Origin of the sequence: Synechococcus sp. CCY9201 (assembly GCF_034931105.1) — a bacterium.
In the GTDB taxonomy this organism is placed as follows: Bacteria; Cyanobacteriota; Cyanobacteriia; order PCC-6307; family Cyanobiaceae; genus CBW1002.
In genome coordinates, this window is the sequence record NZ_JAYGIC010000176.1 from 13481 (window position 1) to 34227 (window position 20747).

Genomic DNA, 20747 nt, shown 5'->3' on the forward strand with positions numbered 1-20747 from the left:
TCAATCTAGGTGGTCGTTCCCGGGGGACGGCGACATCCGCTACAGGGGGTTGCGACACTGACGCCCATGATCGACCCACGCTCCAGCGCCCCTTCATCCCGCGCCGTCGCGTCCCAGACCAGCTGCGGGCCGACCACCGACGGGCAGGCCTTCGGCAGCGATGCCAACGGCAGGGACGAGCCGTTGCCCGAAGCGAGCAGTTACCTGCAACGCATCCTGCGGGCGCGCGTCTACGACGTGGCGATCGAAACGCCACTCGATGCGGCCCCCAACCTTTCGGGCCGGCTTGAGAACACCGTGCTGCTCAAGCGCGAAGACCTGCAGCCGGTGTTCAGCTTCAAGCTGCGGGGCGCCTACAACAAGATGGCGTCGCTCTCTGCCGCCGAGCTGGAACGGGGGGTGATCGCCGCCAGCGCCGGCAACCATGCCCAGGGCGTGGCCCTCGGGGCCCGCAAGCTCGGCTGCACCGCGGTGATCGTGATGCCGGTCACCACACCGGAGATGAAGGTGCGGGCCGTGGCGGCCCGAGGCGCCGAGGTGGTGCTGCATGGCGACAACTACGACGCGGCCTGCGCGGAAGCCCGGCGGCTGGAGATCGAGCGCGGACTCACGTTCATCCACCCTTTCGACGATCCGGAGGTGATCGCCGGCCAGGGCACGATCGCCTTTGAGATCCTGCGGCAGTGCTCCTCACCCCCCGATGCCATCTACGTGGCAGTGGGTGGCGGCGGCCTGATCGGCGGCATCGCCGCCTATGTGAAAAGCCTCTGGCCCGCTGTGGAGGTGATCGGCGTGGAACCCACCGACGCCGATGCGATGACCCGCTCCCTGGCTTGCGGGGAGCGGGTCATCCTGGAGCAGGTCGGCCTGTTCGCCGATGGGGTGGCGGTGCGGCAGGTGGGGCTGCACACCTTCGCGCTGGCGCAGCGATACGTGGATGCGATGGTGACCGTGGGCACCGACGAGATCTGCGCCGCGATCAAGGACGTGTTCGAGGACACCCGCTCGATCCTCGAGCCGGCCGGAGCCCTGGCGGTGGCCGGCATGAAGGCCGACGTGGCACGGCGGGGCCTGAAAGGGCGGACCCTGGTGGCAGTGGCCTGCGGCGCCAACATGAACTTTGATCGACTCCGCTTCGTGGCGGAACGGGCCGAACTGGGCGAGGAGCGCGAAGCGATGCTGGCCGTGGAGATTCCGGAGCGGCCCGGCAGCCTGCGTCAGTTCTGTGAGCTCCTGGGGGGGCGCAGCCTCACCGAATTCAGCTATCGCATGGCCGATCCCCGGGTGGCGCACATCTTCATCGGGGTCCAGATCCGCGGCCACCGCGACACCCGGCAGCTGATCGGGGAACTGCGAAGCGGCGGGTTCGCCTGCCTCGATCTCTCGGACAACGAACTGGCCAAGCTGCACCTGCGCCACATGGTGGGTGGACGCCTGCCCGCCGGTGCCGTAGCCGCCGCCGCCCAGAGCGAAGAACTGCTCTACCGCTTTGAGTTCCCGGAAAAACCGGGTGCCCTGATGACCTTCGTGCAGGCACTCCATGCCAGCTGGAACATCAGCATCTTTCACTACCGCAACCAGGGCGCCGACGTGGGGCGGATCGTGGTGGGTCTGCAGGTGCCTCCGAACGAGCAGGCGGCCTGGGAGCAGTTTCTGGCAGGCCTGGCCTATCGCCACTGGAACGAGACGGGCAATCCCGCCTACCGATTGTTCCTGGGAGCCGATCAACCTCCCAACAGGCTGGAGCAGCCCACGGCCGGCGAATAGGCCATGCCGAGATCGTGCAATCGGCCGCCAGAGCTGGCCTTGCCAGCTCCGCTAGGTTTCGGTGACGCCCGCAGCGCCGCCCTTTCCCCCCTGCTCTCGCGTCGATGGCCCGAGACACCCTCTCCCTGCCGGCACGCCTCGAGGCGATCCTCTATCTGAAGGGGCGCCCCCTCAGCCTGGTGGAACTGGCCGCAATCGCGGCCACCACCCCAGAAGAGACCGAACTGGGCCTCATCGCCCTGATCGCCGATTACGCCCATCGTGATACGGCCCTCGAGATCCGCCAGGAGGGCAAGCACTACGGGCTGCAGCTCAAGGACAGCCTCGGCGATCTGGTCCAGAGCCTTCTGCCGGTGGACCTGTCCACCGCCGCCCTGCGTACCCTGGCCACGATCGCGCTGAAGAAGCGACTGCTGCAGTCCGATCTGGTGGAGCTGCGTGGCTCCGGCGCCTACGACCACATCAAGGAACTGCTCGCTCAGAATTTCATTGAACGGAAACGCCAGAGTGATGGACGCTCCTACTGGATCAGCCTGAGCGAGAAGTTTCACCGTACCTTCGCCGTGCTGCCGGCCCGGGCCGACGAGCAGGGAGCGGCGAACGGGGAATCCCCACCGTCTCCGGATCGGGCTCCGGATCAGAAGGCTGCATAGAGTCGAGCCGACGGCACCCGACCCATGGAAATCCTCAGCCTGCTGCTGGCCGTTCTGGCCAGAACCCTTGAGATCTACACGCTGATCCTGCTGGTGCGGGTCCTGCTGAGCTGGTTCCCCAACCTGGACTGGAGCAACCCGCTGCTCTCCACCGTGAGCTCGATCACCGATCCCTACCTCAATGCCTTCCGGGGCCTGATCCCACCCCTGGGTGGCCTCGACCTGTCGGCGATTCTGGCCTTCATCGCCCTGCAACTGCTCCAGAGCCTGCTGGGCGGTGCCAGCGCCTCGCTGATGGCCCAGGCGTCGATGTACGGATGACCCTCACCTTCGTTCCGATCCACGTCTTCCGGCACACCCCGCTGGTGACCTTCTTCGATGCCAGCGTTCCCCACAGCAATGGCACCGACGTGGTGGTCCACGAGGGTCCGGCTGTCTCTCCCCCCGACGACGAGGACTTTTTTCAGTTCTACCGGCACCAGCATCAGGTGGATCACAACCTGGTGCTCAGTGGCAGCCGCACCTTCGTGCTGCTCAACCCCTCCTGGGATCAGCCGCACCATGTCGTGCATCTGCAGCGGGCCATGGGTGCCCTGCAGATCCCGATCGGCACCCTGCATCGCTCGTTTTCGGGGGAAGAGGGCAGCATCGTGCTGAACCAGTCGGTGCGGGATCCCCAGTTCAGCTACGCCACTGAATTCATCCCGTTGAGCCTGCGGCAGCGGCAGGATCTTCAGGAACTGCTGGCCTTGAGTCCGTGGATCTGGAGCTGGCGCGATGGCCATATCCACCGCGACCACCCCTGAGCAGCAACACTCAGGCAGGGTCGACAGGATCCAGGGCCTGCTCAAGCGGCAGCAGTTCATCGTTCTCACCCGCACGCCGCCGCACGGGCGCGCTGAATCCCCGCGCCTTGACATGGCGAACCTGCAGCGGGCCAGGGGTTCCAGCCGGCACAGCCAGACGCAGAGCGAAGGCGGAGTCGCCGGGCGGCACATCACCGATCGAGCCCACCCGGGTGCGGTTCTGGAGCACCGGCTCGCCACTGGCATCGAGAATCACGGCGTAGACATCCGTATCCACCACCGCCCGACGGCTGGGGTTTGCCACCACGCCCCGCAACGCGTAACAACTGGCTGTGCCGCTGCGTCCCTGCTCCGGCTGGGCACCCACATCACTGCGGGGGCAGGGCTCCAGAACCACCTCGCGCACGCCCAGCTCGGCCGCCAGCGCAGGGGCGATCCCCCCCAGCAATGAGCCCAGCAGCAGCCCCACGACCAAAGCATGCCGCAGGACGCGCAAGGACGTTTCCCAGGACGCCGCCAGGACGCGGTGCATGGCAGAGACGCAAACTGCCTTCCGGTCTACCGAATCCGCCCTAGCGATCGTCGCCGCTGCCGCCGATCACGTCGCGGGCTGCCCGGCTGGCCAGTTTGGCGAGATTGGCGGTGGCCACCTCCTCCAGATCGAAATCCAGTTCGGTGGCCAGTTGAGCCACGTACCACAGAACATCCCCCAGCTCCGCCTTGAGGCCCTCCCGCACGGCGGCGTCGAACACACCACCGCGATCCCGCAGCACCTTCTTCACCTTGTCGGCCACCTCGCCGGCCTCACCGCAGAGGCCGAGGGTGGGATAGATCGGGTTGGCACCAGCATCGGGGTAACGGGCCGTGGCCCGGGAGCGCTGCTGATAGCTGCGCAAATCCATGACTGGAGATCGTCAGGTTGGATGGTAGTTTCCGGCTGTCACCGATGGTTCTGTCCGGTCCCATGCGTCGCACCAAGATCGTGGCCACCATCGGGCCCGCCACCGAATCGCCGGAACGGCTCAGGCAACTGATCGAAGCCGGTGCCACCACCTTCCGGCTCAATTTTTCCCACGGCGATCACGCCGACCATGCCACCCGGATCGCCACCATCCGGCAGGTGGCGCATCAGATGGGAGCCAACATCGGCATCCTTCAGGATCTGCAGGGTCCTAAGATCCGCCTGGGGCGCTTCGTTGGCGGCCCCATCACGTTGGCGAACGGTGATCGCTTCAGTCTCACCTCCAGGGATGTGAGCTGCGACCAGACCATCGCCACCGTCACGTACAACAAACTCGCCGACGAAGTGCCCTGCGGCAGCCGCATCCTCCTCGATGACGGCCGGGTCGAGATGCTGGTGGAGGAGGTGGATCGGGCCCAGCAGACCCTTCACTGCAGCGTCACGGTCGGCGGGGTTCTCTCCAACAACAAGGGGGTCAACTTCCCCGATGTGCAGCTTTCGATCCGAGCCCTCACCGACAAGGATCGCGAAGATCTGACCTTCGGACTGCAGCAGGGCGTCGACTGGGTGGCTCTGAGCTTTGTGCGCAACCCCTCCGACATGCAGGAGATCCGCGATCTGATCCACAGCCAGGGTCACAACACGCCGGTGGTGGCGAAGATCGAGAAGTTCGAGGCGATCGATCAGATCGACGCCATCCTTCCCCTCTGTGACGGGGTGATGGTGGCCCGTGGTGATCTCGGTGTGGAGATGCCAGCTGAGGAAGTGCCGTTGCTTCAGAAGGAGCTGATCCGCAAGGCCAACAGCCTCGGCATCCCGATCATCACGGCCACCCAGATGCTCGATTCGATGGCGTCCAGCCCCAGGCCCACCCGCGCCGAGGTGAGCGATGTGGCCAATGCCATCCTCGACGGCACCGATGCGGTGATGCTCTCCAACGAGACAGCCGTGGGGGACTTCCCGGTGGAAGCTGTGGCCACCATGGATCAGATCGCGCGACGCATCGAGCGCGATTACCCGCGCCGCACGCTTGACAGCCATCTGGCCAACACAATCCCCAACGCCATCAGCCAGGGGGTGAGCAGCATCGCCCGCCAGCTTGGTGCTTCCGCGATCCTGACGCTCACCAAGAGCGGCGCCACCGCTCGCAATGTCAGCAAGTTCAGGCCGAGCACACCGATCCTGGCAATCACCGGTGACGTGGCGGTCGCACGGCAACTGCAACTGGTCTGGGGCGTGACGCCCCTGCTGGTGAAGGAGCAGAACTCCAGCACCAGCACCTTCAGCATGGCGATGGGCATCGCCCGCGAGATGGCTCTGCTCAGCGATGGCGATCTGGTGGTCCAGACCGCCGGCACCCTGGCTGGCATCAGTGGCTCCACCGACTTCATCAAGGTGGGGATCGTCTCGGCAGTGCTGGGCAGGGGCACCGGCGTCGGTGGCGGCTCGGTGAGTGGCCGGGTACGGCTGGCCAGAACCCCGGAAGAGGCCGCCATGCTGCAGGTGGGTGAAATTCTGGTGGTGCCGGAAACCTCCGCCGCCTATGTGGACGCGATCCGCAAGGCCAAGGGGATGATCACCGAAACCGTGGGAAGCGACAGCCATGCCGCCGTGATCGCCGAACGGATCGGCATCCCGGCGATCGTGGGTGTGATCAATGCCACCACGGATCTGCGACAGGGGGAGATCGTCACCCTGGATGTTCCGGAGGGGTTGGTGCACCGTGGTGCTCGCAGCCACAACGCCGACGGTTATCGGTCCATCCTGTAGGTCGGCTGCATCCCCTCCATGGCCTCGAGACTTCCGCTGGCCGAAACGGTCGGGATGGCGCTCACCACCCTGCGCTCCAACCGGCTGCGCAGCCTGCTCACCATGCTCGGCATCGTGATCGGCAATGCCTCGGTGATCAGCCTGGTGGGGGTGGGTCAGGGAGCCCAGAACCTGGCCGAAGGCCAGCTCAGCACCCTCGGAGCCAACGTGCTGTTTGTGGTGCCGGGCAATAACGACACCCGTCGCCAGGGCATCGACTTCCCCAAAACGCTGGTGCTGGAGGATGCCGAAGCGATCGCCTCCCAGGTGCCGAGCGTGCGGCGGGTCGCCCCCCAGATCACCCTCAGCGAAGTCATCCAGGCAGGCGGTCTGAGCACCTCCGCGTCTGTGTCGGGGGTGACGCCGGAATTCCTGACCGTACGCAGCTTTGATCTCGCCCAGGGCCGGTTCTTCAACAGCGGCGATCTGAGCTCCGCACGCAATGTGGCCGTGATCGGCCCCGATCTGCGTGACAAGCTCCTGCCCACCGGAGGCGCGATCGGCCGGCAACTGCGCATCCGCGATCAGTCGTTTGAGGTGATCGGCGTTCTGGGGGCCAAGGGGGCCGTGTTCGGCTCCAATCAGGACGAAGCCGCCTACGTCCCCCTGACCACCATGGTGAGCAAACTGAGCGGCCGTGATCCCACCTATGGAGTGAGTCTCAACTTCATCAGCGTGGAAGCCCGCGACGACGACAGCATCAACGCCGCCAAGTTTCAGATCACCAACCTGCTGCGCCAGCGCCACCGCCTGCTGCGGGAGGACGACTTCGCCGTGCGCACCCAGAAGGATGCCCTGACGATCGTGAGCACGATCACTGGTGGGCTGACCCTGATGCTGGCGGCGATCGGAGCCGTCTCTCTGCTCGTGGGCGGCATCGGCATCATGAACATCATGTTGGTGTCGGTCAGCGAACGCACCCAGGAGATCGGCCTGCGCAAGGCGCTGGGTGCTCGCAGCAGCGACGTGCTGCGTCAGTTTCTGGTGGAATCCCTGGTGCTCTCCAGCCTCGGCGGCGTGATCGGCAGTGCCGTGGGACTGGCGGCGGTGGCCGCGGTGGCAACCTTCACACCCCTACCGGCGGCTGTGGGCGCTGGAACGGTGCTGATCACCGTGGGGTTGTCGGGATCAATCGGCCTGTTCTTCGGCGTCGTCCCGGCCAGGCGGGCAGCACGGCTGGATCCGATCGTGGCGCTTCGCAGTCTGTAGGGCTCCCCTGCAAACCCCGCGGATGCCCGGCCAAGACCGAAGAAACTGTTAAACCCGAAAAAGCGTGGCCATGGTCACCAAACCGAGACGGGGTTAATGGGTTGATGGTTCCAAGAATCCCACCTGTCTCTGGCCTTGGAACTGATGTCCTGCGGATATCGCAACACCACAGAGCGCATGGTGATCGTGCGCTGCTGTGGACCGGATCAGTTTTACCTGGAACGCGTGGTGTTCCCCTTTGAGCTGCTCAGCTTTCACTGCCCCCCCGAGGGCGATGTGGAAATCTGGACCCATGGGCTCGGGGGACCGGAACTTCTGGAGCGTCTTCAGGGTCGTGAACTGCTGATCGAACAGCCCTTCAGCCCAACCACCATGAACCTGACCCCCGCGCCCACCCCCTGGCTTCAGACCGGCTGATCCAGCCTCAGCGCTGGCCACGCGGTGGCAAGGAGCATTTGAAGAACTTTCTCCAGTTGGCGCTGTCGCAGCGTTACAGTTGGTAAGAATTACTCTCAGGTATGAACCAGCGCTGGCGTCTGATCGCTCTCTGGCTGCTACCGCTGGCTGTGGCCGGCTTTCTCGCCTGGCAACTGCTTGGCAGCGGGGTCACTTCCCGGCTCCAGCCCGATGGCACCGCAGCGGCACCCCGAAACACGGCGGTGGCCCGCATGAGTTATGGGCGGTTTCTCGACTATGTCGATGCCGGTCGTGTGACGGCCGTCGACATTTTTGATGGAGGCCGCAGTGCCGTGATCGAAGCTGTTGACCCCGACCTTGACAACAGGGTTCAGCGCCTCAGGGTTGATCTGCCCGGGGTGGCACCTGAGCTGGTGAACAAGCTCAAGGAGCAAGGCATCAGCTTTGACATTCATCCTCCAAAGAATGCTCCTCCTGTTCTGGGCCTGCTCGGCAATCTGCTCTTTCCGCTCCTCCTGATCGGCTCGCTGATCTTCCTGGCCCGTCGCTCCTCGGGCATGCCTGGTGGTCCTGGCCAGGCGATGCAGTTCGGCAAGACCAAAGCCCGTTTCGCCATGGAAGCCGAAACCGGCGTCAAATTCGACGATGTGGCCGGTGTGGAAGAAGCCAAACAGGATCTCCAGGAGGTCGTGACCTTTCTGAAGACCCCTGAACGCTTCACCTCGGTCGGGGCCAAGATTCCCAAGGGTGTGCTTCTGGTGGGCCCTCCCGGCACCGGCAAAACTCTGCTCGCCAAGGCGATCGCTGGGGAGGCAGGCGTGCCGTTCTTCTCGCTTTCAGGATCCGAGTTCGTCGAGATGTTCGTTGGCGTCGGAGCCAGCCGTGTGCGTGACCTCTTCAAGCGCGCCAAGGAAAACAGTCCGTGTCTGATCTTTATCGACGAGATCGATGCGGTGGGTCGTCAGCGCGGCGCCGGCATCGGAGGCGGCAACGACGAGCGGGAGCAGACCCTCAACCAGCTGCTCACTGAGATGGACGGCTTTGAGGGGAACAGCGGCATCATCATCATCGCTGCCACCAACCGAGCGGATGTCCTCGATTCAGCCCTGATGCGACCGGGTCGCTTCGACCGTCAGGTTCAGGTGGATGTCCCTGACATCAAAGGTCGTCTCGCTGTGCTGAAGGTTCACAGCCGCGACAAAACCCTCGCCGATGATGTGAGTCTTGAGACCATTGCCCGCCGCACCCCCGGCTTCTCCGGCGCTGATCTCGCAAATCTGCTCAATGAGGCTGCCATCCTGACGGCCCGTCGCCGCAAACAGGCCACCGGCCTCGCCGAGATTGACGACGCTGTTGATCGGGTGATTGCCGGTATGGAGGGCAAACCACTCACCGATGGGCGCAGCAAACGGCTGATTGCATACCACGAAGTTGGCCATGCCTTGGTGGGAACCCTTGTCAAAGCCCATGACCCCGTGCAGAAGGTCACCCTGATCCCTCGCGGTCAGGCCCAGGGGCTCACCTGGTTCTCTCCAGATGAGGAGCAGATGCTGGTGAGCAGGGCACAGCTGCGGGCCCGCATCATGGGGGCCCTGGGTGGTCGAGCCGCAGAGGATGTGGTGTTCGGCCACTCGGAGGTCACCACGGGAGCCGGTGGTGACATTCAGCAGGTGGCCTCCATCGCCCGCCAGATGGTGACCCGCTTCGGCATGAGTGATCTGGGCCAGGTGTCGTTTGAGGCCGGTAATCAGGAGGTATTCCTGGGCCGTGACCTGATGACCCGCAATGATGGCTCCGATCGGCTGGCCAGCAAGATCGATGACGCCGTTCGCCAGATCGTGCAGACGGCTTACGCCGAAACGGTGGCCTTGGTGGCCCAGCACCGTGACTGCATGGATCGAGTGGTTGAACTTCTGATCGAAAAAGAATCCCTCAATGGTGACGAGTTCCGTGCCATCGTTTCGGAATTTGCTCAGATTCCCGAGAAAGAGCGCTTCTCTCCACTGCTGCAGAGCGAGGCTCTAAACCAGGACAGCGCTTCTAGCCCTGGAGGTGTTGAGCCGGAACCAGCTGTTCAGGCATGAGCATTTTCGGCGGCTGCCTTTGAGGACCAGCTCAGCGACATCAGAATCGGAACGCCACCCATAAAAAGCCCGCCATATGGCGGGCTTTTTCGTTGCGATTGGGTGGAAGAAGCCCTGTGTTCAGTACAGCGTCGTAGAGACGCAGAGTGACTCAACGACTCAGGGCGAATCTCGAAGCAGGATCTTCAGGGCAGCGAGCTGAGCGGGAAGCAGGACCCATCGCCGAAAACAGGGCTCAGAGGGCACGGACCGGGCGCTTGTCAATGACCTTGTCGATCAGGCCATAGTCGACAGCCTCGGCTGGAGACATGAAGAAATCGCGATCCGTGTCTTCCTCAATGCGGGGGAGGGGCTGGCCTGTGCGATCGGAAAGCTCCTGGTTGAGCTTCTTTTTGAGATAAAGAATTTCATCCGCCTGAATCCGGATGTCGCTGGCCTGGCCGCGGGCACCACCCAGGGGCTGGTGAATCATGATCCTGGAATGGGTGAGGCTGCTGCGCTTGCCCTTGGTGCCAGCGCAGAGCAGGAACGCACCCATCGAGGCCGCCAGGCCAAGACACACGGTCTGCACATCTGGTTTGATGTGCTGCATCGTGTCGAAGATGCCGAGGCCATCGTAGACGGAACCTCCTGGAGAGTTGATGTAGAGGAAAATGTCCTTGTCCGGGTCCTCGGCTTCGAGGAACAGAAGCTGGGCCACCACACGGTTGGCAGATTCGGCCGTGACGGGTTCGCCAAGGAAGATGATCCGCTCGCGCAACAGGCGCGAGTAGATGTCAAAGGCGCGCTCTCCCCGTCCCGACTCTTCGATCACGATCGGGATCATGGGCTGGGAACGATGGCTGGCGCGATCCTACTGATCCAGGAGTGGCAACGGAATCGGCAAAGCACGAACAGATCCGGGCCCCGCAGGCAGCAGCGCTATGGTCAGAACCACACTGCCCGAGGAGCGTGAGCGCCTGCCTCACCGTCGCCGATAGCAAGCGCGTCTTTCATCGCGCCTTCCCCCATGTGATCGCACCCCTCTACCGGCGCATGGTGGACGAACTGCTGGTGGAGCTGCATCTGCTCAGCCGGCAGAAAGGATTTCAGGCCGATTCCCTGTTTGCCGCCGGGCTGATGCAGGTGTTTGACGGCTTCTCCAAGGGGTACCGGCCCCCTGAACAGCGCGACAGACTCCTGGAGGCCCTCTGCACCTCTTCGGGCTTCGACGCCACCCGCCTGCGCGAGCTCCGCGATGGCGCCATGGCCGCCATGGGCGAGCACAGTGTCGACGAGGTCAAGCAATGGATCGAACAGCAGGGTGCCGGAGCCCCCGAGCCGGTCGCCACGGTGCTGGCCAATGTGAAGCGTGCCGATTTCCATTACTCCCGCCTGATGGCCGTCGGTCTGCTGAGCCTGCTGGAGAAGGCTCGCGGAGCCGAGTCCCTGGATCCCCAGGCCCTGCGCCAGTCAGCCCACGATGTGGGAGAGGCCATGGGCCTCTTGCGTGAGCGCCTCGACAAGGACCTGACGCTCTACACCAGCAACCTCGAAAAGATGGCCCAGGCGGTCGAGCTGATGGAGGAGACCGTCGCTGCCGATCGGCGTCGCCGTGAACGCCAGGCAATCGCCACGGAGCAGGAGCGAGAGATCGCCAGTGAGGTCAAGGGTTCAGATCAAGGTGTCCCGTCAGCAGGCTGAGGGGATCTGGGTTGCGTCCCGCCTGATCTGCCAAGGCGGTCACTTCCAGTCGACTGGCCGAGCGGATCACGGCCGGTAATGCAGGAGGAAGCAACCCTCGTTCCTCCAGCTCGGCAGGTTGCAGACGCAGGCTCAGCTGGCTGAGACGTCTGGCCTCAGGGGGCAGGGCCTCCGCCAGTGCGGACTCCTGGACGGCCGTCTTAGGCAGCGGGCCAAGAAAGAACTGCAGCTCGGGAGCCGCACCGCGCACACTCACCCAGCGCCAGCCTCCGATCACCACCCCATCCTCCCGGGTCCAGGTGGCCGTGGGGAGTGGGTCGGCCGTTGCGGTGGCCATGATCTGCAGCCCTTGCTCTTCCAGAGCGCTCCGCAGGGCGGACAGGATCGTGATCCAGGCCTTGCGATCGGACCCAACCGCCAGCTGCAGTTCCAGGGCGGCCTGGAAGGGGCCTGAGGCGAGAGGACGGACCCGCAGACGGAAGGGAGCCTGACGCAAGAGTGGTAACTGGGCCGGGCCCATGCCATAACGAGCGGCCAGCGGATCCCGGATCAGTTGCCGTGCCAGCAGGGACTGCAGCACCAGATCGAGGGACGAGCCCCGCAATTCCAGCAGCACGTCCGAGGCGAGGGGAAGGGGAGTTGCTGGGCCGCGCTCCGCGCTGGCGGCCACCACAGAACCGGGACCTGAGAGCAGCCCTGTCGCCGCCGCAGCCTCTCCACTCCATGCCAGGCCGGCTCCAGCCAGGTTGAGATTCAGACAGCCCTCCTGAAAGCGCTGCAGCAGCGGAGCCACGGGTCCAGCGATCTCCGCCAGGGCGGTGGGAGTCCAGAAGACAGCCTGGGAGGTTTCCAGTCGCTGAAGGCAGACCCTCTCCAGACCCCGCAGGGGGCGGGGACGGCTGCTCAGCTGCTGGCTCAGCCACTGACGTGTGAGGGGATCGGGCGCGAGCAACAGAAGATCGTCCACCACCAGCATCTGAGCCGGTCTGGACGCAGTCGGGATCCCAGCAAGGGCTGCAGCCGGCAGGGCCAGCACCACGCCACCGTCACCATTGCGGCTCCAGAGCTGCCACCAGGGAGTGCGCTGCTGCCGCCAGACACGCTCGGCCAAGGGCTTGCCAAGCCGCTCCTGCCAGAGGGTCGGCACAGGCCGCTGGGGAGTGGCTGAAAAACTCTGGATCAGGGCAGCCAGGGCCATCACCCGCTCGAGCCCCTGGGCACGGGGACGGGGCTGACGCTGCAGCTGCCAGACAGGTAACAGGATCAGCAACAACAGGGTCAGTGCTGTGATCCGTAGAGGAATCCGGGGAGATTGAGGCCGGACCCATGGGTAACGGGCCAGCAAGGGAAGCCGGTCCATCAGGCGCTGGCTTGGTCTACGGCTGGCTTGGTCTGCGGGCACGCTGCCATAGCGAAGGTGTCACCGTGGTGGCTTCGGGGAAGCCGATCGTGCTGGGGCAGCCGCAGACTTGCCTTTGACGCCTCCCCTTCTGTCTTGACCAGCCTGAACGCGTTCGTGAGCGTAACGCCGGCGACGGTCGCGCCACTCAATCGCCGAGAGATAGATCACCCCAACGCTCACAAAGAGCAACAGAACCACGGCGGTCAGCGCCAGCAGATTGGAGCCGCCGAAGGTCGCTTCAGGCACGGGATGTGGAGGGAGAGTTTCAGAAATTCAGGGTGCCGTCGCCATTGCGGCCCCACACCACCATGGCGATCGAGAAGCTGAAGATGGCAGCAAGCGAAGCCCAGCCCAGGGTGATCAGCATCGGATCAGGAATTGTCGTCATCCCACTGTAGCCAGACATGGGGCAGGCCACCGGCACAGCTCGGCGCACTCGCGCCCCACAATGGGGTTCGACTCCCACGCTGCCATCGGTCCAGCCGATTTGCTCGGTCCGGCCGACCCGTCGTCACGTCTCCGGCCCGCGTCAGGGGCCCTGCCGTCTCCTCCCGCTCGTTCCATGGCCCACGGTTCCCCTTCGTCCCTCGGCTCTCCTTCGTCTGACGGTTCCGCCTCGCCCCTCGGTCTGACCCGTGCCACCGTCACGACTACTGGCACGGCAACACGATCAGCCACGCTGCTGGAGCGAGCTCCCTACCCCGAAGCGCGGGTGGTTGTGCTCGACGACGACATCAATACCTTCCAGCACGTGGTGGAGTGCCTGGTGCGTCACATTCCCGGCATGCTCACCGATCGAGCCTGGGACCTGGCGCACCGGATCGACGGTGAGGGTTCGGCGGTGGTCTGGACTGGTCCCCTGGAGCAGGCGGAGCTCTACCACCAGCTGCTCGCCGCCGAGGGCCTCACCATGGCCCCATTGCAACGGGACTGACGCTGGGGACTGAAATCATTCCGGAGGGATCAAGCCATGGGCCGCGTGGTGATCACCCACAGCACCTATGTGGAAGGGCTGGTCCCGCTGCTGCGACAACTGGCCCGCCAGCCGGGCATCGACACGATCACCCCGGCGGTGATCAGCCGCGTACGGGGGCGAAGCCCTTTGCTGCGCCTGCGGGTCTCAACGCCGATCACGGGGGGGCACAAGCTGGTGGCCCGCCGCGGCAGCACGGCCCAGGAGGTGTTTGTGGTCACCAGCTGGAGTCGCGAACGTCTCCAGGAGGCCCTCGACAGCCTGACGGCCTGAAACCTGCCGGGAACCGTCAGCCATCCGCCATCAGCAGCTCACCGCTGCTGCTGCGTTCAAACACCGCCGGCGCCGTGAAGCGGGCATAGGCACCTCCCTGCCGGAACCACTCCGCCTCCACCAGCTGCAGCTGCTGGGGCTCGATCTGCCACTGCTCCGCCAGATAGGCGCTGTAGCTGGCCAGAGGCAGCTGGGCTGCCTGCCAGTGCACCACCGCAAAAGCGAGGGCCCGCACCCGCACCACCCCCTCATTGCTCTCCTGGATCTCCTCCTCAAGCAGAAAGGTACGGAATCGGCCAACAGCTTCACGGCCCTCGAGGCAGTACTTCCGCAGGTAGAGCTGACGAGCCCTGGGGAAGACAGGCCCGGGAGCCAGGCCAAGCAACTGATTGAACGCGTTCTGGAACTCACCCATCACCACACTCCGGGATTCGACCCTCAGAATGATGCGGCCCATCACCAACCACGCGGTGAGGGTTGCTGCCCTCCTACCCAATGTCCCTGCCCCCGTCTGAGCTCCTGCAGGCCCTGAACTGGCGCTATGCCACAAAAGTCTTTGATCGGTCCCGCCGCATCGACGCCCAGACCTGGGCTGCTCTTGAGCAGACTCTGGTGCTGAGCCCGTCCAGCTACGGGCTGCAGCCCTGGAAATTCCTGGTGATCACAGATCCGGGCTTGCGCCTGCAGTTGCGCCCCCACTCCTGGGATCAGAGTCAGGTCACCGACTGCTCCCACCTTGTTGTGTTCCTGCGCCAGCAGACCATCGGAGCCGCGGAACTGGACCGACTGATTCAACGGACCAGCGAAGTGCGCGGCGTCCCGGTGGAACAGCTGGCGTTTTATCGAGAAATGATGCAGAAGGATCTGGTCGACGGGCCCCGCAGCGAGCAGATCGAACGCTGGGCCAGCAATCAGGTCTACATCGCCCTGGGAACCTTCATGACCGCCTCTGCCCTGCTGGGGGTGGACACCTGTCCGATCGAAGGCTTCAGCCCCACGGACTACGACCGCATCCTGGATCTGGAGACCAGTGGCTACCGCTCCTGTGTGGTCTGCGCGGCTGGCTATCGCCAGCCAGACGACAAGTACGCCAGGCTGGCCAAGGTGCGCTATCGCGGCAGCAGCCTGATCGAGCGACTCTGAACGCGGTGAACCGTTCTCAGCCTCTTGATTTCAGCTGACTGGTTCAGCTGATGCATTCAGCTGATCGAAGGCTGAGCCGCCGAAACACCTGATGCAACGGCCAGCTGAGCAGGATCAACCCCACGGCCAGCAGGCTGTTGCGCGTATCGGAGACAACCTCCCCCACCAGGAAGGCCAAGGAGGTGATCCCCACCGTGGCTGCGGTGAAGGGATAGCCCCAGTCGCGAAAGGGCCGAGCCAGCTCTGGATCCCGCCAGCGCAGCACGAACAGGGCCGCGATCCCCGTGGCATAGAGCAACACATAGAAGAAGGCGGCCATGCCCAGCAGGATGGCGAAGTCGCCCACCAGCAGCAGCGCCGCCGCCGTCAGCGTCGTGATTCCGAGGGCGAACAGTGGTGTTCCTGCGGAGCTGACCCCTGCCACGGCATTGAGGAAAAGTCCGTCTCGAGCCAGGCCGTAGAGCACCCGCGGGGCCGCCATGATCACGGCATTGATCAGGCCCAGACAGGAGATCAAGGCCAGCACCGTGATCAGTTGCGCCCCTCCGCCGCCGAACAACAGCCGGGCCGCATCGGCCAGGGGAAGCCGCGATCCGGCCAGCTCCGGCAGCGACAGCACCTGCAGCAGCGCCAGGTTGACGAGCAGGTAGAGGCCGGTCACCGCCAGCACGCCACCGACCAGGGATCGGGGCAGGGCAGCGGCGGGATCGGAGAACTCCTCCGCGAAATAGATGGGGCTGTGCCAGCCGTCGTAGGTGGTGATCACCGCCTGAAGCGCAAAGACAAGGCCCACGGCCAGAGCTCGCCCCTGCAGTGGAGGCAGCGTGGGATCCGTCAGGGGACCGGTGGCCGCCGGGGCTGCGCTGCTGGCCGCGTGTGGTGCAAACCAGAAACAGGCGGCGATCAGGATCAGGAATGCCCCGGCCTTGGCAAGGCTCAGCAGCTTCTGGCTGAGGCTGCCCGCCGCCAGGCCAAGCAACTGGACCAGGGCGAAGGTCAACAACACCACCAGGCCGATCGCCTTGCTGCCGACTGGCAGCCAGGGCAACAGCGCTGCGCTGTATTCACCGATCGTGACCGCCACCCAGGCCAGACCGGCGCACTGACCCAGCCAGTCGATCCAGCCCACCGAGAAGCCGGCCTGATCGCCGGCGGCACGGCGGGCGTAGACGTACCAGCCACCGGCCGAAGGCAAGGCTGCGGCTAGCTCAGCCACCGCCAGGGCGCCGAACAGGGAGTAGATCCCACCGCCCAGCCAGACCAGCAGCATCAGGGGAGCACTGCCCAGCTGGGCCGCCACCAGGCCCGGTGTCCGCAGGATGCCGGCACCGATCGAACTACCCACAGCACCGGCGAGGCCAAAGCTGGCGCCGAGGATGTGGAGCAACGAGCCCTGGCTGGGGGGGGACTCAGATGGAGAAGGCACCGCGAAGAACTCCCGGTTGAATCCGGGGTTCCGGGAACCCGGAATGGGGTGGACCGCCATGCCGTCTTGCCCCAGTGTTCGACCTGGAAGAACCAGGAGGGGGGTCAAAGGCGGGGCTTCGTTTCCGGCTCGAGACCGGTTTACGTTGCCGTCGCTGCAGACCCCCCATATCGAAAGGGAGTCAGATCAGAAAACTGTGAAAGGCAGTCACCAACACAGCAGCCCGAAACCACCTTAAGCGGAAATTGGTGCCCTTCGAGCGTCCTCCAGCCCATCCGGCTGCGCCGCAGGCAGGGGCCAGATCGTGCGCACCTCAGCCAGGCGCCGCTCGGCCTCGGTGGCCCGGGCCTCATGGCTGGCTCCCTTCAGCAAAAGGGTGACGTGACCCAGCTTGCGCCCCAGGCTGCTGCCGGTCTTGTCATACCAATGCACATGGGCTGCAGGCAGCTGGGCCAGGGCAGCGCGCTGGGGACCGTAGTCCGCGTTGCCCTGCTCGAATCCGAGCAGGTTCACCATCAGGGCACCGGGCACCGTCATGTCGGGGGAGGCGATCGGCAGGTCGGCCACGATGCGCACCTGCTGTGCGAACTGGCTGGTGCGTGCCGCCTCGATCGTGTAGTGGCCGGAATTGTGGGTCCGGGGCGCGATCTCATTGATCAACAACCCGGCGGGTCCGTAGAAGAACTCGATCGAGAGCACCCCCACGTAGTCCAGGGCCGTGAGCAGGGAGGAGGCCACATTGCGGGCGTAGGCCTGCACCGCATGGGGTACGGCCGCTGGGGCGAGCACCCAGTCGCACACCTGCTGATGCTGGTGGGTCTGCACCACCGGGTAGCAAAGTACCCGGCCATGCCGGTCGCGGCAGGCCACCACCGAGAGCTCCTGTTCAAAGGCGACGAACTCCTCCACGATCCAGGTGGCCGGATCGACACGCTCCAGCAGCTCCTCAAGATCCTCAGGACCCTGGAGCAGGGCGGTGCCCTTGCCGTCGTAGCCGCCGCGAGCCGCCTTGGCCATCAGGGGGTAGCTGAATCCCTGCGGCAGCCGGGGAGCACGGGGATCGATCGGTACAGCCCCAAGGCCACCAGCCTCGCCGGAGGGGAGAGGAGCGTCAGAGGAAGCGGCCGTCACAGCGTCGGGGCCTGCGGCCGCGGCGGCCGGCACCGGCTGGGGCAGCGGCAAGGCCAGATCCAGGGGGAACCAGCGGGGGGACGGCAACTGAAGCCGCTGCTGCAGCTCCCGCTGGCTGCGCTTGCTGATCAGGGGCTGCAGGCCCTCCAGGCTGGGAATGAAGCGGATTCCTTCGGCCGCCAGGGGTGCGAGGGCCTCGAGGTCGAGCCACTCGTTCTCAAAGCTGATCGCGGCGCAATCCTCTGCCAGGCGCCGGGTGGCGGCCGCATCGCTGAGATCGGCCAGCACCAGTTCTGCGGCCAGGGGTGCAGCCGGATCGCTGGCCGAGGGGGTCTGCACATGCAGGGGCACCCCCAGCTCCGCCGCAGCCTGGGCCAGCATCCGGGCCAACTGGCCACCGCCCACCACGCCGATCGCGGCAGCTTTGGAGTCGTCCAGTGGGGTCATCGCACCTCGGTGGGATCGGGGCTGCCGGATCAGGGCGGCGGGATCGGGCCAATCGACGATCCTGCCACTCCGCTCAGGTGAACCCCCGATCGCCGGCGAACAGGTAGCGCAGCAGGCTGAGCAGCAGCACCGCCAGGAAGAGGGCCAGACCCACCGTGCAGGCGTAGCTGATCTCCAGCTCGGCGAAGGCCTGGTCGTAGACGTAATACACCAGGGTTCGGGTGGAATCGGCCGGACCTCCCTGGGTCATCAGATACACCTCCTCGAACACCTTGGTGGCGGCGATCGCCGAAATCACCGCCACGAGGGTGAGGTAGGGGCGCAGCAGCGGCAGGGTGATGTCGAGATGCTTGCGCCAGCCGCTGCTGCCATCGAGTTCGGCGGCCTCGTAGAGGTCGGTGGGGATGCCCTGCAGACCGGCCAGAAAGATCACCATGTAGTAACCGAGGCCCTTCCAGAGGGTCACGAGCATCACCGAGGGCAGGGCCAGCGCGGGCGACGACAGAAAGGCGATCGGCGAGAAGCGCTCCCCCAGCAGGGCCACCAGCCAGCCATTGATCAGGCCGTTCTCGGCATAGAGCCAGCGGAAGGCGATCGCCGCCACCACGATCGACACCAGCACCGGTGTGTAGAAGGCGGCGCGAAACCAGTGGATGCCGGGCAAGGACTGGTTGACCAGCACGGCCAGGGCGAGGGCACCGAGCACGATCGGAGGCACTACCCCCACCAGATAGAGGAAGGTGGTGCCGCTCACCCGGAAGAACATCGGATCGGCGAGCAGGCGGCGCAGGTTGGCCAGGCCGATGAACCGCAGCGGCTCGTTCACGTCCAGCCCCGACTGGGTGAAGCTCATCAGCAGTGCCATCGCCGCTGGGATCAGCACCGACAACGCCAGCAGCAGCAGCGCCGGCGCCAGGAAGGTCCAGGCGCTGCGGGCACCGGTCCCCGGAGCGGCGGCGGCCGGCGGCCTTGGGGAATCCTGGGAGGAAGACCGTGTCATGGCGCCATTGTGGAAGAGAGCAACGGACTGACCACAAGCGTGTCGCAGGGCAACGACAGGGTGGAGGGTGCTATCAACGATCCGCTGCAGGTGCTGCGGCAGGTGTTCGGCTATGCCAGCTTCCGCGGGCCCCAGGAGTCGATCGTGCGCCACGTGATCGACGGCGGCTCGGCCCTGGTGCTGATGCCGACCGGCGGTGGCAAGTCGCTCTGCTTCCAGATTCCGGCCCTGTGCCGGCCCGGGCTGGCGGTGGTGGTCTCACCCCTGATCGCCCTGATGCAGGACCAGGTGGAGGCGCTGCGTCAGGCCGGTGTGGCGGCGGCGGCGCTCCACTCCGCCCTCGATCCGCAGGAGAGTGCCTCCCTCTGGCGCCAGCTGAACGAGGGGGCGTTGGATCTGCTGTACGTCTCGCCGGAGCGACTGCTGGCCGGCGACCTGCTGGAGCGGCTGGCGGAACGGCAACTGGCCCTGTTCGCCATCGATGAAGCCCACTGCGTCTCCCAGTGGGGACACGACTTCCGGCCCGAGTACATCCAGCTGGGAATCCTGGCGGACCGCTTCCCGCAGGTGCCCAGGCTGGCCCTCACAGCCACAGCCGATCCCCGCACCCGTGACGAGATCGTCGACCGGCTGGGCCTGCAGCAGGGTCGGGTGTTCCTGGCCAGCTTCGACCGGCCCAACATCCGCTATCTGCTGCGGGGCAAGGAGGAGCCGAAGGCCCAGCTGCTGCGGTTTCTGGAGGAGCACCGCGGCGATTCCGGCATCGTCTACGCCCGCTCGCGCAGCCGGGTGGACCAGCTGGCGGCGGCGCTGCAGGGGGCCGGCTACAACGCCGTGGGCTATCACGCCGGCATGGAGGCCGCAGAGCGCAGCAGGGCCCTGGATCGTTTCCGCCGCGGCAGCGGTGTGGTGGTGGTGGCCACGATTGCCTTCGGCATGGGCATCGACAAACCGGATGTGCGTTTCGTGGCCCACGTGGACCTGCCCAAGAGCCTGGAGGCGTACTACCAGGAGACGGGCCGGGCCGGCCGCGACGGCCTGCCGGCGGTGGCCTGGATGATCCACGGCCCGGGCGATGTGCCCCAGCTGCGCCGCTTCATCGACGACTCCGAGGCCCCATTGGCCCAGAAGCGGATCGAGCACGCCAAGCTCGACGCCCTGATCGGCTTCACCGAGGCCGCCAGCTGCCGCCGCCAGGTGCTGCTCCGCCACTTCGGCGAAGCGCTGGATCAGCCCTGCGGCAATTGCGACGCCTGCCTTGAACCCCAGACCCGCCATGACGTGACGGTGGCGGCCCAGAAACTGCTCTCGGCGGTGCACCGCACCGGCCACCGTTTCGGCGCCGCCCATCTGGTCGATGTGCTGCTGGGAGCCAGCACCGAACGGATCCGCAGCCTCGGCCACGACGGCCTGAGCGTGTATGGCATCGGCACGGAGCTCGACAAGGAGCAGTGGCGGGCCCTCATCCGCCAGCTCTGCGCCCTGGGCCTGCTGGAGCCAGTGCCGGAGGGCCATGGCGGCCTGCGCTGGGGAGCCGAGGCCGCCGTGCGGCCGGTCCTGCGT

The 20747-nt window shown here is 65.6% G+C and carries 21 protein-coding genes, 1 other RNA gene and 1 pseudogene; 13 read left to right on the forward strand and 10 right to left on the reverse strand.

The genetic code is table 11. The annotated features are described in order from the left end of the window. Positions 1-66: 66 nt before the first annotated feature. The 4 genes from ilvA to VB716_RS17100 all read left to right on the forward strand — a co-directional run bounded on the left by ilvA (position 67) and on the right by VB716_RS17100 (position 3226). Complete coding sequence (ilvA, locus tag VB716_RS17085; RefSeq protein ID WP_197155900.1) at positions 67-1767, forward strand: threonine ammonia-lyase, biosynthetic; 1701 nt, start codon at positions 67-69, stop codon at positions 1765-1767. A 104-nt stretch (positions 1768-1871) separates the two neighbouring features. Then, positions 1872-2420, forward strand: a complete 549-nt coding sequence (gene scpB / locus VB716_RS17090) for an SMC-Scp complex subunit ScpB (RefSeq protein WP_197155901.1) — start codon at positions 1872-1874, stop codon at positions 2418-2420. A gap of 24 nt (positions 2421-2444) precedes the next feature. After that, the gene (locus VB716_RS17095) at positions 2445-2741 is read left to right on the forward strand and encodes a YggT family protein (protein ID WP_197155902.1); all 297 of its coding nucleotides are present in this window, start codon (positions 2445-2447) and stop codon (positions 2739-2741) included. Beyond that, a complete protein-coding gene (locus VB716_RS17100; RefSeq protein ID WP_197155903.1) occupies positions 2738-3226 on the forward strand; it encodes a hemagglutinin in 489 nt (162 codons plus the stop codon). The genes VB716_RS17095 and VB716_RS17100 overlap by 4 nt, the downstream gene beginning before the upstream one ends. A gap of 10 nt (positions 3227-3236) precedes the next feature. Here the strand turns inward: VB716_RS17100 and VB716_RS17105 are convergent, their stop codons facing one another. Continuing rightward, entirely contained in the window at positions 3237-3758 is a 522-nt protein-coding gene (locus VB716_RS17105; protein ID WP_322758697.1) for a hypothetical protein, read from the reverse strand. A gap of 40 nt (positions 3759-3798) precedes the next feature. Next, complete coding sequence (locus tag VB716_RS17110; protein ID WP_197155905.1) at positions 3799-4128, reverse strand: nucleoside triphosphate pyrophosphohydrolase family protein; 330 nt, start codon at positions 4126-4128, stop codon at positions 3799-3801. Between the two features lie 62 nt (positions 4129-4190). Here VB716_RS17110 and pyk point away from each other — a divergent pair, with 62 nt between their 5' ends. From pyk to ftsH, 4 genes are all read left to right on the forward strand, one after another. Continuing rightward, positions 4191-5957 (forward strand): pyruvate kinase, encoded by a 1767-nt coding sequence (pyk, locus tag VB716_RS17115; RefSeq protein ID WP_323271118.1) that lies wholly within the window; start codon positions 4191-4193, stop codon positions 5955-5957. Positions 5958-5975: 18 nt separating this feature from the next. Beyond that, positions 5976-7205: an ABC transporter permease gene (locus VB716_RS17120; protein WP_197155907.1), complete on the forward strand. Its 1230-nt coding sequence runs from the start codon at positions 5976-5978 to the stop codon at positions 7203-7205. A gap of 144 nt (positions 7206-7349) precedes the next feature. Then, positions 7350-7622, forward strand: a complete 273-nt coding sequence (locus VB716_RS17125; RefSeq protein ID WP_231597921.1) for a DUF1830 domain-containing protein — start codon at positions 7350-7352, stop codon at positions 7620-7622. 101 nt (positions 7623-7723) lie between these two features. After that, complete coding sequence (ftsH, locus tag VB716_RS17130; RefSeq protein ID WP_323271120.1) at positions 7724-9706, forward strand: ATP-dependent zinc metalloprotease FtsH; 1983 nt, start codon at positions 7724-7726, stop codon at positions 9704-9706. Between the two features lie 235 nt (positions 9707-9941). Here the strand turns inward: ftsH and clpP are convergent. After that, positions 9942-10538: pseudogene (gene clpP / locus VB716_RS17135) on the reverse strand (ATP-dependent Clp endopeptidase proteolytic subunit ClpP); the annotation flags it as partial. A gap of 119 nt (positions 10539-10657) precedes the next feature. On the opposite strand from clpP, the gene psb29 reads away from it, so the two are divergent. Beyond that, entirely contained in the window at positions 10658-11389 is a 732-nt protein-coding gene (psb29, locus tag VB716_RS17140) for a photosystem II biogenesis protein Psp29 (protein WP_197155915.1), read from the forward strand. Here psb29 and VB716_RS17145 read toward each other — a convergent pair. After that, entirely contained in the window at positions 11352-12749 is a 1398-nt protein-coding gene (locus VB716_RS17145) for a hypothetical protein (protein WP_197170280.1), read from the reverse strand. The genes psb29 and VB716_RS17145 overlap by 38 nt on opposite strands. Positions 12750-13056: 307 nt before the next feature. Then, positions 13057-13158, reverse strand: coding sequence for a cytochrome b6-f complex subunit PetN (petN, locus tag VB716_RS17150; RefSeq protein WP_197159300.1), 102 nt, complete (start codon positions 13156-13158; stop codon positions 13057-13059). Between the two features lie 261 nt (positions 13159-13419). Here petN and clpS point away from each other — a divergent pair, with 261 nt between their 5' ends. Together clpS and VB716_RS17160 are read left to right on the forward strand one after the other, a co-directional pair. Beyond that, on the forward strand, positions 13420-13725 hold the full coding sequence (gene clpS / locus VB716_RS17155; RefSeq protein ID WP_323271126.1) for an ATP-dependent Clp protease adapter ClpS: 306 nt from the start codon (positions 13420-13422) through the stop codon (positions 13723-13725). A gap of 36 nt (positions 13726-13761) precedes the next feature. Next, entirely contained in the window at positions 13762-14037 is a 276-nt protein-coding gene (locus VB716_RS17160; RefSeq protein ID WP_197155920.1) for a DUF2103 domain-containing protein, read from the forward strand. 16 nt (positions 14038-14053) lie between these two features. Here the strand turns inward: VB716_RS17160 and VB716_RS17165 are convergent, their stop codons facing one another. Then, positions 14054-14494, reverse strand: coding sequence for a hypothetical protein (locus VB716_RS17165; protein WP_197155921.1), 441 nt, complete (start codon positions 14492-14494; stop codon positions 14054-14056). 38 nt (positions 14495-14532) lie between these two features. Here VB716_RS17165 and VB716_RS17170 point away from each other — a divergent pair, with 38 nt between their 5' ends. Continuing rightward, complete coding sequence (locus VB716_RS17170) at positions 14533-15180, forward strand: NAD(P)H-dependent oxidoreductase (protein WP_197155922.1); 648 nt, start codon at positions 14533-14535, stop codon at positions 15178-15180. Between the two features lie 43 nt (positions 15181-15223). Here the strand turns inward: VB716_RS17170 and VB716_RS17175 are convergent, their stop codons facing one another. The 4 genes from VB716_RS17175 to VB716_RS17190 all read right to left on the reverse strand — a co-directional run bounded on the left by VB716_RS17175 (position 15224) and on the right by VB716_RS17190 (position 19184). Beyond that, positions 15224-16606 carry an APC family permease gene (locus tag VB716_RS17175; protein WP_323271121.1) on the reverse strand — a complete coding sequence of 461 codons (1383 nt, stop codon included), beginning with the start codon at positions 16604-16606 and terminating at the stop codon, positions 15224-15226. A gap of 46 nt (positions 16607-16652) precedes the next feature. Further along, positions 16653-16834, reverse strand: a non-coding RNA gene (ssrS, locus tag VB716_RS17180) — 6S RNA. Between the two features lie 6 nt (positions 16835-16840). After that, on the reverse strand, positions 16841-18184 hold the full coding sequence (locus tag VB716_RS17185) for a 5-(carboxyamino)imidazole ribonucleotide synthase (RefSeq protein WP_323271123.1): 1344 nt from the start codon (positions 18182-18184) through the stop codon (positions 16841-16843). A gap of 73 nt (positions 18185-18257) precedes the next feature. Next, complete coding sequence (locus tag VB716_RS17190) at positions 18258-19184, reverse strand: carbohydrate ABC transporter permease (protein ID WP_197170298.1); 927 nt, start codon at positions 19182-19184, stop codon at positions 18258-18260. A gap of 39 nt (positions 19185-19223) precedes the next feature. Between VB716_RS17190 and recQ the strand changes: the two genes are divergently transcribed. Next, on the forward strand, positions 19224-20747 hold a 1524-nt coding region (recQ, locus tag VB716_RS17195; RefSeq protein ID WP_323271125.1), incomplete at its 3' end, for a DNA helicase RecQ.